This is a genomic window from Brevundimonas sp. (assembly GCF_032107865.1).
Taxonomy (GTDB): Bacteria; Pseudomonadota; Alphaproteobacteria; order Caulobacterales; family Caulobacteraceae; genus Brevundimonas.
The window spans coordinates 17,646-28,051 of sequence record NZ_DAMCNG010000016.1 but is presented as its reverse complement, the minus strand read 5'-3'; the positions used below and the strand labels follow the sequence as shown (position 1 = coordinate 28,051).

At 64.9% G+C, this 10,406-nt stretch carries 7 protein-coding genes; 3 read left to right on the top strand and 4 right to left on the bottom strand.

What is annotated here, in order from left to right; all coding sequences use genetic code 11:
- From RT567_RS03100 to RT567_RS03085, 4 genes are all read right to left on the bottom strand, one after another.
- A partial coding sequence (locus RT567_RS03100) for a chemotaxis protein CheB (RefSeq protein WP_313574205.1) occupies nt 1-424 on the bottom strand: 424 nt, incomplete at its 3' end.
- Complete coding sequence (locus RT567_RS03095) at nt 421-1,245, bottom strand: CheR family methyltransferase (protein WP_313574203.1); 825 nt, start codon at nt 1,243-1,245, stop codon at nt 421-423. The genes RT567_RS03100 and RT567_RS03095, both read right to left, overlap by 4 nt.
- Before the next feature lie 7 nt (nt 1,246-1,252).
- Complete coding sequence (locus RT567_RS03090) at nt 1,253-4,633, bottom strand: response regulator (protein ID WP_312205202.1); 3,381 nt, start codon at nt 4,631-4,633, stop codon at nt 1,253-1,255.
- A gap of 412 nt (nt 4,634-5,045) precedes the next feature.
- Nucleotides 5,046-5,528 (bottom strand): MarR family transcriptional regulator, encoded by a 483-nt coding sequence (locus RT567_RS03085; RefSeq protein ID WP_313574202.1) that lies wholly within the window; start codon nt 5,526-5,528, stop codon nt 5,046-5,048.
- Nucleotides 5,529-5,592: 64 nt separating this feature from the next.
- Between RT567_RS03085 and RT567_RS03080 the strand changes: the two genes are divergently transcribed.
- The 3 genes from RT567_RS03080 to RT567_RS03070 are packed head-to-tail and all read left to right on the top strand — an operon-like array spanning nt 5,593 to nt 10,244.
- Nucleotides 5,593-7,368, top strand: a complete 1,776-nt coding sequence (locus RT567_RS03080; RefSeq protein ID WP_313574200.1) for an N-acetylglutaminylglutamine amidotransferase — start codon at nt 5,593-5,595, stop codon at nt 7,366-7,368.
- Nucleotides 7,358-9,103, top strand: a complete 1,746-nt coding sequence (gene ngg / locus RT567_RS03075) for an N-acetylglutaminylglutamine synthetase (RefSeq protein WP_313574198.1) — start codon at nt 7,358-7,360, stop codon at nt 9,101-9,103. The genes RT567_RS03080 and ngg overlap by 11 nt, the downstream gene beginning before the upstream one ends.
- Before the next feature lie 19 nt (nt 9,104-9,122).
- Nucleotides 9,123-10,244, top strand: a complete 1,122-nt coding sequence (locus RT567_RS03070) for an osmoprotectant NAGGN system M42 family peptidase (RefSeq protein WP_313574196.1) — start codon at nt 9,123-9,125, stop codon at nt 10,242-10,244.
- Nucleotides 10,245-10,406: the final 162 nt, after the last annotated feature.

Below are 10,406 nucleotides of genomic sequence, written 5' to 3'. Positions count from 1 at the left end.
CGGCGCTCAGCCCGGCCGCGCCGTCCTCATTGGCGCCGGTCAGGATCACGCCGGTCAGGCCGGCGCCGTAGGCGTCCGCCGCGCTTTCGAACAGCACGTCGATGGAGGGGCGGGAATAGTTGACGGCTTCGTCGGAAGAAAGGGCCAGATCGCCGTTGCTCTCGACCAGAAGGTGGTAGTCCGAGGGGGCGAAATACACCACCCCGGGACGGGCGGTCTCCTTGTCCTCGGCTTCCTTGACCTCGACCCGGCATTTGGCCTCGAACAAGGGGGCCAGGACGTTGCTGCGATCGGCCGGGACGTGCAGGACGATGAAGATCGGCCAGGGGAAGTCCGCCGGCAGCGTCGGGAGGAGGGCGAGCAGGGCCTGCACCCCACCGGCGGAGGCGCCGATCACCACGGCCCGGTCGGGGGACGGACTCATGGTTCGCGTTTCCTGTAGATCTTCTCCGCCGGGACGAACTCGGAGAAGGCGGCCGCATGTCGCGAGAAGCGCAGGCTTTCCTTCGACCCGATCCCCAGAAAGCCGTTGCGCGCCAGAGAGTCCTTGAACAGGCCCACGGCGCGATCCTGAAGGCCCCGGTCGAAATAGATCATGACGTTGCGGCAGGAGATGAGCTGCATCTCGGCGAAGACGGCGTCCGTGACCAGGCTGTGGTCCGAGAAGACGACATTGGCGCGCAGAGACTTGTCGAAGACCGCCCGGCCATAATCCGCCCTATAGTAGTCGGACAGGGACGAACGGCCGCCGGACTTCTGGTGATTTTCGGTGAATTTGCGGATTCGATCGAGGGGATAGATCCCCGCTTCTGCGGCGCGCAGGGCGTCGGGATTGATGTCGGTGGCGTAGAAGAGGGTGCGATCGAACAGGCCTTCCTCGCGGAACAGGATGGCCATGGAATACAGCTCCTCCCCGGCGCTGCACCCCGCGATCCACACCTTGAGCGAGGGATAGGTGCGCAGATGGGGCAGCACCTGCTCACGCAGGGCGCGAAAGTAGCCGGGATCGCGGAACATCTCGCTGACCTGAACCGTCAGGAAGGCGAGCAGACGGGGTAGCATTTCGGGATCGTGCAGGACCCGTTCCTGCAGGGCCGTCAGGCTCGGCATGCCGAAATGGCTGCGCGCCTGAATCAGGCGGCGCTTGATCGACGCTCGCGCATACTGGCGAAAGTCGTAATGGTAGCGCTGGTACAGCGCCTCCAGCAGCAGACCGATCTCGATATCCTCGATCTCGTTCGTCATGGCCGGCTCAGCGGGGCATCCAGACGCGGACCAAAGACAGCAGCTTGTCCACGTCCAGCGGCTTGGCCATGTAGTCGTTCGCCCCGGCCGCCATGCAGCGCTCCTGGTCGTCCGGCATGGCCTTGGCGGTCAGCATCAGCACCGGCAGCGTCTTCCAGCGCGGATCCTTTCTCATTTCACGCGTCGCCGTCAGGCCGTCCATGACCGGCATCATCACGTCCATCAGCACAAGGTCGACAGCCTTCGAAGGATCGGTCGAGGCCTGCTCCAGCGCCTCGAGCGCTTCCTTGCCGTTACGGGCGATCTCCACCAGGGCGCCGCGCGGTTCAAGGACATTGGTCAGGGAGTAGACGTTGCGGACGTCGTCCTCGACGATCAGAATCCGGCGCCCTTCCAGCACGGCGTCGCGATTGCGCGCCTTGCGGATCATCTTTTGCTGCTCGGGCGGAAGCTCGGACACCACCTGGTGGAGGAAGAGGGATACCTCGTCGAGCAGCCGCTCCGGCGACTTGGCGCCCTTGATGATGATGGAGCTCGAATAGCGGCGCAGCTGCTGCTCGTGATCGGGCGACAGATCGCGCCCCGTATAGACGATAACGGGCGGGAAGCCATGGCCGCCCTCGCGGCTGAGGGTCTCCAGCAGGGAGAAGCCCGACGCGTCAGGCAGGGTGAGATCCAGCACCATGCAGTCGAAGGTCTGGGTTCTGAGTTGCTCCAGGCATTCGGCGGCGGTGCCCACGCCTACGGTTTCTACGTCGCCGGAGGCCAGCAGGCGGCTCACCGCGTCGCGCTGGACCAGATCGTCCTCGACGATGAGCACGCGGCGCACGGTGCGGGTCAGCGTTTCCTCGAGGGTGCGCAGAACCTCGGCGAGATCCTCGCGCTTCACCGGCTTGACCAGATAGCCGATGGCGCCCAGCGACAGGGCGGTCTGGCTGTGATCCTCGGCCGAGACAACGTGGATGGGGATGTGGCGGGTGTCATCGTCGCGCTTCAGCACGTCGAGAACGGTCAGCCCCGACTGATCGGGCAGGCCCACGTCCAGCACGACCGCGCTGGGACGATGGCGCTTGGCCAGCTTGAGAGCCTCCTGGGCCGTGCCCGCCACGATGCATTGGAAGCCCAGCTCGCGGGACAGGTCGCGGACGATGGCGGCGAAGCGGTCGTCGTCCTCGACAACCAGCAGCAGGCGGCGCGTTCCGGCCAGATGGTCGCGGTCGTCTTCGATGCTCGCAGACACTGACTGACGCCGCTCGGGAGGCGGTTCCGACTGGGGTGAAACATGCGGGGCAGGGGCAGGCGTCTCGCGCGGAGGGACCTGCGCAGCGTCATAGGCGCGCGGAAGGGTCAGGGTGAAGACGCTCCCTTCGCCCACTCGGCTTTCCAGCGTGATCCGTCCGCCGAGCAGGCGCGCCAGTTCGCGCGAGATCGACAGGCCCAGGCCCGTGCCGCCGTATCTGCGGCTGATGGTTCCGTCGGCCTGCTGGAAGGCCTCGAAAACCCCCGCCTGCTGCTCGGGCGATATGCCGATGCCAGTATCCGACACAGCGAAGGCGATCCTGTCGCCGGGCTGGGCCGATATGCCCAGCTTCACACCGCCGATTTCCGTAAACTTGAATGCGTTCGATAGCAGGTTCTTGAGGATCTGCTCCAGCCGCTGGCGATCCGTCTCCATCAGATCAGATCCAGCGTCCAGCTCGATCTCGAAAGCCAGACCGCGATCGTCCGCCACCGGCTGGAAGAGTTGTCGGACGTCCTCGGTCAACCGTTGCATCGACACCGGCTCGGGACGCGCCTGAATGTGGCCTGCCTCGATCTTGGAGAGGTCGAGGATGTCGTTGATCAGGGCCAGGAGATCATTGCCGGACGACTGAATCGTGCGGGCGTAATTGACCTGTTCCTCCGACAGCGTTCCCGCTGGATTGTCGGCCAGGAGCTTGGACAGGATCAGCAGCGAGTTGAGCGGGGTCCGTAGCTCATGGGACATATTGGCCAGGAAGTCGGACTTGTACTGGCTGGCCTGCTCCAGTTCGCGCGCCTTCAGCGTTAGGGCCGAGGCGCCGCGCTCAAGATCGTCGCGTTGGGTTTCCAGCAACTGGGCCTGTTCTTCCAGCTGGCTGTTGGTCTGCTCCAGCTCTGCCTGCTGCTGCTCCAGGCGCACCTGGGATTCCTTCAGCGCCCGACCCTGTTCCTCCAGCTCTTCGTTGGAGACGCGGAGCTCCTCGCTCTGGACCTGGAGCTCCTCGGCCTGGCGCTGGGTTTCCTCCAGCATGTTCTGCAGCTGGGCGCGGTAGCGTGCTGAGCGCAGGGCCGTGCCGATGGCGGGCCCGGTTTCTACCAGCAGGGCCATAAGCCGTTCGTCCGGCGTTTGCAGAAAGCCGAGTTCCAGAACCGCATTGACCGCGCCGTCCGCCCGAGCGGGTGCGATGACCAGGTGCCTCGGCTTGTCGCGGCCGAGGGCCGAACCGATCGTCAGATAGCCCTCCGGCACGTCGGACAGCGTCAGAACCTGGCCTTCGGCCGCCACCTGCCCAAGCAGCCCTTCGCGCGGGCCAAAGCGTTCAGCAACGGGCGCGTCCGAAGGCACGCCGAGCGCGGCGATACGCCGATAAAGGCCGCCCTCGCCCTTGAATAGGGCGGCCGCCTGCACGCCGGCATAGCGCGCCAGATAGGCAAGTATACTGTCTGCCAGCTGTTCCAGAGACTGATCGCCCATCATGGCGGCGCCAAGGCCCACTTGGCCTTCATGCAGCCACTCCTGGCGTGCGCGGGCCCTGGCGCTGCGACGGATCAGCATGAAGACCGCGATCGTCAGGACGGCTCCGAGCAGGCCCGAAAGCACGCCGCTGATCAGCGCCGTGCGATAGGAGGCGGCCATTTCGGCGAGGCGTTGCTGGCGCACGCCCTGCTCTTCCTGACGCATGAGGGCGATTTGGGCCCGGATCGCGTCCATCTCCTGCTTGCCCTGATCCGTAGCCATCCGCGTCAGAGCGGCCTGCATGCCCTCGGCGCGGCGCGCCTGAAGGGCGGCGTCCAACTCGGCCAGTTTGGCGTCGAGGCGAGCGCGCAGCTGATTTAGATGGCCTTGCTGGACAGGGTTGTCGCGGGTGAGCTCCGCGATGTCGCCCATCCGTCGGTTGAGATCCCGGGTCGCCGCCTCATAGGGCTGCAGATAGGAGACGTTGCCCGTCAGCAGATAGCCGCGCTGGCCAGTCTCGGCGTCCTGGGCGGCGGAAAACAGTTCGTCGACGGCGACGATCACCTGGTGCGTATGGATGATCTGCTGGTTGTTCGCGCGCAGAACTTCGACATTCCTCCAGGCGACAAGCCCTGTGGCGAGGAAGAAGGAAAGAACCAGGGCCAGCCCTAGAACCGCCCAGGCCTCCATCTTCGAGCCCGCAGACGGGCGACGTGACGATTTCATCAAGTTGTGAACCTTGGGCGAGGAGCGAGAGCGCCCTGCCTAAGGACGCGTGCGGACGTTGCAATAACCTATGCTGGATTCGCTGCACAGACTTGGTTCATGATCAGAGCAGTTGCGGTGATCGCCAAGGGTGTCTTCGCTAACGCCGCTTTTTGTCTGGCCGAAATTGCGAATAGACACTTATGAACAGCCAGACATGGCTGCCCAATAGGGCGCCCATTGACCCACAAAAAGCCGCCTCGCAGCATCGCGTTTTGGGGAGCGGGCGCAGCATTGGCTAAGGCGCTGATGAGGAGACGGGCGGCGGACCGGGTCTCCCTCTCGCTCATGATGAATTTGCGGCAAAGTCCAAGATTTTGCCGGGGTATCCAGGCATCTAGGCGCTTCGATGTGCTTCCGTACCCAAGTCGGAAGGCGCCATGAGATCGGCGAGGGCGGCGACGGCTCCGGCGACCTGGCGTCGTTTGTTCGGCGACAGCAGCGCTAGCCTCGCCAACACTTCCGCATGAAGTAGGTCCGGCGCCTCGGCCAGAGCTTTGTGCCCCGGTTCGGTCAGGCGCGCGTGGACGATGCGACGATCCGTGGTCGATCTGTACCGAACGATGAGGCCGCGCGCCTCCAGTCGGTCGAGCACCGCCACCACGGTCGGCGGCGACATGGAGACGTCCTGGGAAATGGCGCGGGTGCTGACCTCGCCGAGACGACGGATGGATTGCAGCACCAGAAGCTGCGGCAGCGTCAGGCCTGTCAGCCGGGCGATCTCGCGCGAGCGGACGTCGATCGCCTGGGCGATGCGACGGACCGAGCGCACCAATGACGCCGTGGCGTCGGCGGCTGACGGCAGGGGAATTTCGCTCATTGGGTTGAACTCATTCGTGAACTAACCATTTGTACACGCTGCATCCACATTTCAAGGAGGACCCATGTGCGGTCTTAGCGGCGAGATCAACTTCGACGGGCGCCCCGCCGATGCCGGCGTGGTTCAACGGATGACGGACGCCCTCTCGCCCCGGGGACCGGATGGGTCCGGGATCGTGATGCGCGGGCCAGTGGGGTTGGGGCATCGACGCCTCAAGATCATCGACCTGTCGGAGAAGGCGCAGCAGCCGATGGTGGACGCCGACCTGGGCGTCACCCTGGCCTTCAACGGCTGCATCTACAACTACCCGGAATTGCGTGAGGAACTTCAGGGGCTGGGTTTCCGCTTCTTCTCGCACGGCGACACGGAGGTGATCATCAAAGCCTGGAAGGCCTGGGGCGAGGCCTGCGTCGATCGGTTCAAGGGGATGTTCGCCTTCGTCCTCCACGAGCGCGACAGCGGTCGGATCGTGATCGCGCGTGACCGCTTCGGCATCAAGCCGCTGTATCTGGCGGAACGCGGCAGGCGGCTGCGCTTCGCCTCGACTCTCCCTGCGCTTCTGGCGGCGGGGGAGGTCGACAAGACGATCGATCCGGTGGGGCTGCACCATTATATGACCTTTCATGCGGTGGTGCCGCCGCCGCACACCCTCCTGAAGGGCGTGAAGAAGTTCCCCGCAGCGACAATCCGGGTGATCGAGCCGGACGGCGAGTCGCGCGAACGGGTCTATTGGCGGCCCGACATGACCCGCCACGCCGAAGACGCCGCCCTGACCGCCGAGGACTGGCGCGACCAGGTGCTGGACGGCCTGCGCAAGGCGGTGAAGCGCCGCATGGTCGCCGATGTCCCGGTCGGCGTGCTGCTGTCGGGCGGGGTGGATTCCAGCCTGATCGTCGGCCTCCTGGCTGAATTGGGGCAGAAGGACCTGATGACCTTTTCAGTCGGCTTCGAGGAGGCCAACGGCGAGAAGGGGGATGAGTTCGTCTATTCCGATCTGATCGCCCGTCATTACGGGACGAAGCACCATCAGATCTTCGTGCCGCACCAGCGGCTGATGGACGCCCTTCCGGGCACGATCGCCGCCATGTCTGAGCCGATGGTCAGCTACGACAATGTCGGCTTCTACCTGCTCAGCCAGGAAGTGTCGAAACACATCAAGGTCGTCCAGTCGGGGCAAGGAGCCGACGAGGTGTTCGGCGGTTACCATTGGTATCCGCCCATGGTCGGGGCGGCTGACCCGGTCGAGGCCTACGCCCGGGCCTTCTTCGATCGCAGTCACGAAACCCTGAAGACCCAGTTGAACGGCGCCTATATGTCGGACGTCGACGTCAGTCGGGCTCTGGTCGAGGCCCATTTCGCGCAAGCCGGGGCGGAGACGCCGGTCGACAAGGCGCTGCGGCTGGATAGCCAGATCATGCTGGTCGATGATCCGGTGAAGCGGGTCGACAACATGACCATGGCCTGGGGGCTGGAGGCGCGCGTGCCCTTCCTCGACCACGAATTGGTCGAACTGGCTGGCCGCATCCCGCCGGAACACAAGTTGGCCCAGGGCGGCAAGGGCGTGCTCAAGGAGGCGGCGCGCCTCGTCGTCCCTTCAGAGGTGATCGACCGCAAGAAGGGCTATTTCCCGGTGCCCGCGCTCAAATACATCCAGGGCCCCTATCTCGACCTTGTGCGCGAAGCCCTCACCAATCAGGCGGCGCGTGATCGCGGACTGTTCGACAGGGCCTATCTGGACCGATTGTTCGCTGACCCGACGGGACATATCACCCCTCTGCAAGGTTCAGAGTTGTGGCAGGTCGCCGTCCTCGAAATGTGGATGCAGCAACATGGCGTCTGATCTTCGCCTCGCGCGCCCCAAGGCGCACCGGCTGAAACGTCTGCGCCATGAAGGGCTGAAGCCCCCGGTGCAGGCCGGCCGCGAGCCTGCGCGGGGCGCGGTGCTGGACTGCGGTTGGGGCCGCCTTCTGTTCGCCCAGACCTTCGAGACCGCCGCGCCCCTGATCGAGGCTTTGCGCGCGGAGGGACCGGATCGCCGCGACATCGCCTTCTATGTTCGCAATCCTCACGTCCTGCTGGCCGCTGCGCCGCAGGAAGTGTTTCTGGACCCGTCGCATACCTATCGGCTGGATCTTGCGACCTATCGCGCCAGCCGACGTCAGCCGCGCGGTTTCACCATCCGCCGCCTGACGTCGAAGGCGGACGCTCATGCCGTCAATGACATCTACGCCAAGCGTCGGATGGTCCAGGTGTCGCCGGACTTCTTCTGGTCGCGTCGCGACGACCGGTCGCTCTCTTATTTTGTTGCAGAGGATCTCGCGACCGGAGGGGTGATCGGCACGGTGACGGGGGTGAACCATGTGCGCGCCTTTGAGGATCCCGAGAACGGCTCGTCTCTCTGGTGCCTGGCGGTCGATCCGCAGGCGACCCAGCCGGGGGTCGGCGAGGCTCTGGTCCGCCGTCTGGCGGAGCACTTCAGGACCCACGGCCTGGCCCACATGGACCTATCGGTCATGCACGATAACGCCCAAGCGATCGCCCTCTATGAGAAACTGGGCTTCCGGCGCGTCCATTTCTTCGGCGTGAAGCGCAAGAACCCGATCAATGAAGCCTTGTTCGTCGGACCCGCTGACGATCATGCGCTCAACCCCTATGCCCGGATCATCGTGGACGAAGCGCGGCGACGGGGCATCCAGACCGACATCATTGACGCAGAAGGGGGGCTGTTCCGCCTTTCGTGGGGCGGGCGCTCCGTCCGCTGCCGCGAAAGCCTTTCTGAACTGACCTCGGCCGTGGCCCTCAGCATCTGCGACGACAAGCGGGTGACCCGCAGGATCGTGGAAGCCGCAGGCGTGCGCGTACCGCGTCGCATCGATCCGCGGGATCTCGGCGCGATCGACGAAGCGCTGGAGACCTATGGTCAGTTGGTAGTCAAACCCGCGCGAGGGGAGCAGGGCAAGGGCGTGGCCGTGGGTCTGAAGACGATGGCCGACGTTCAGGCGGCTCTCTTGCGAGCACGGCGTATCTGCCCGGAAGTCCTTGTCGAGGAGCAGGTGGAAGGCGAGGATCTGCGCCTGGTCGTGATCGACTATGAGGTCGTGGCCTGCGCAGTGCGGCGTCCGCCGCGCGTCATCGGCGACGGTCGCTCGACTTTGCGCGCCCTCATCGAGCATCAGAGCCGGCGGCGCGCCGCGGCCACCGGCGGCGAATCCAGCATCCCCATTGACGCCGAAACGGAGCGCACCCTGGCGGAGGCCGGCTATGGCCTGGATGATGTCGCAGGAGAAGGCGAGGAGATCCTTGTCCGCAAGGCGGCCAACCTGCATCTGGGCGGCACCATCCATGACGTCACGGATAAGGTGCATCCGGTTCTGGTTGAAGCCGCCATGGCGGCGGCGCGGGCCATCGACATCCCGGTGACGGGGATCGACCTGATGGTGCGTGCGCCCGATCAGCCGGATTACGCCTTCATTGAAGCCAATGAGCGTCCTGGCCTGGCCAATCACGAACCCCGACCCACGGCGGAACGGTTCATCGATCTGCTGTTTCCGCTGTCGGCGCGCACCGACGCCTGAACCCATGTCAGGAGCGACCTTGACCTCACCGAAGATCGACCTCGACTACCTGAACGCCCGTTTGGGAGAGCTACTGAACCTGCCTAGTCCGACAGGCTACACGGACGAAGCCGTCTGGGCCCTGTGCCGAGAACTTGAGCGCTTGGGCCTCGATTACGAACTGACCCGGCGCGGCGCGATCCGGGCGCGTCTGCCGGGGCTCGAAGCCAATCCGGCGCGGGCCATCGTGGCGCATGTCGATACGCTCGGCGCCCAGGTGAAGGCGGTGAAGGACAACGGCCGGCTTGAACTTGTGCCGATCGGCCATTGGTCGTCGCGTTTCGCGGAGGGCGCGCGCTGCACCGTCTTCGCGGAAGGCGGGAGCTATCGCGGTACGATTCTTCCCCTGAAGGCATCCGGACACACCTTCAACGAAGAGGTGGACGACCAACCCGTCAATTGGCGTCAGGTCGAACTGCGCATCGACGCCGTGATACACGGGCGAGCCGACACCCTGGCTCTGGGCGTGGATGTCGGCGACATCGTCGCCATCGACGCCCAGCCCGAGTTTACCGACAGCGGTTTCATCGTCTCGCGCCATCTCGACGACAAGGCAGGCGTGGCCGTCATGCTGGCCGCCCTGGAATGCATGTTACGCGAGAAACGCACGCCGACCGTCGACACTTGGTGGCTGTTCACAATCGCCGAGGAGGTGGGCGTGGGCGCCTCCTCCGTTCTGGTCCCGGACGTGGCGGCGATGGTCACGGTGGACAATGGAACCACCGCGCCCGGCCAGAACTCGTCCGAGTTCGGGGTCACCATCGCCATGGCCGACCAAACCGGACCCTTTGACTGGCACCTCTCGCGCAAGCTGGTGCAACTGGCTCGGGACCACGACATACCGCACCAGAAAGACGTGTTCCGCTACTATCGTTCGGATTCCGCCTCTGCATTGGAATCCGGCGCCGACATCCGCACGGCCCTGGTGACGTTTGGCGTGGACGCCAGCCATGGCTACGAACGCATCCATCAAAGCGCTTTGGCCGATCTGGCTCGCCTCCTGACCCTCTATGCTCAGAGCGAGGTGGAAATCGGACGCGACGCACGCGCGCTGACAGGCGTCATGGGATTCACGCATCAGCCGAACATTTCGACGAGTTGACGTCGCCCTGGCCGTCGGGACGAAGGGAAGACTGAGGTTCTTCTCAGCCTGAGACGCCATGTCCTGCGCACATTGAAATCCTGTTCTCGTTGGGCGGCAGCGGAGCGCGAGCCGTCGCGCCGGGCGTCTGGCCCTCGAAAGCGGGCAAAATTTCCTGCAGGA

What these genes read in the sequence shown, in the direction of transcription:
- RT567_RS03090 (WP_312205202.1), bottom strand. Translation starts at nt 4,633, where the DNA reads ATGGAGGCCTGGGCGGTTCTAGGGCTGGCCCTGGTTCTTTCCTTCTTC.
- RT567_RS03085 (WP_313574202.1), bottom strand. Translation starts at nt 5,528, where the DNA reads ATGAGCGAAATTCCCCTGCCGTCAGCCGCCGACGCCACGGCGTCATTG.
- ngg (WP_313574198.1), top strand. Translation starts at nt 7,358, where the DNA reads ATGGCGTCTGATCTTCGCCTCGCGCGCCCCAAGGCGCACCGGCTGAAA.
- RT567_RS03095 (WP_313574203.1), bottom strand. Translation starts at nt 1,245, where the DNA reads ATGACGAACGAGATCGAGGATATCGAGATCGGTCTGCTGCTGGAGGCG.
- RT567_RS03080 (WP_313574200.1), top strand. Translation starts at nt 5,593, where the DNA reads ATGTGCGGTCTTAGCGGCGAGATCAACTTCGACGGGCGCCCCGCCGAT.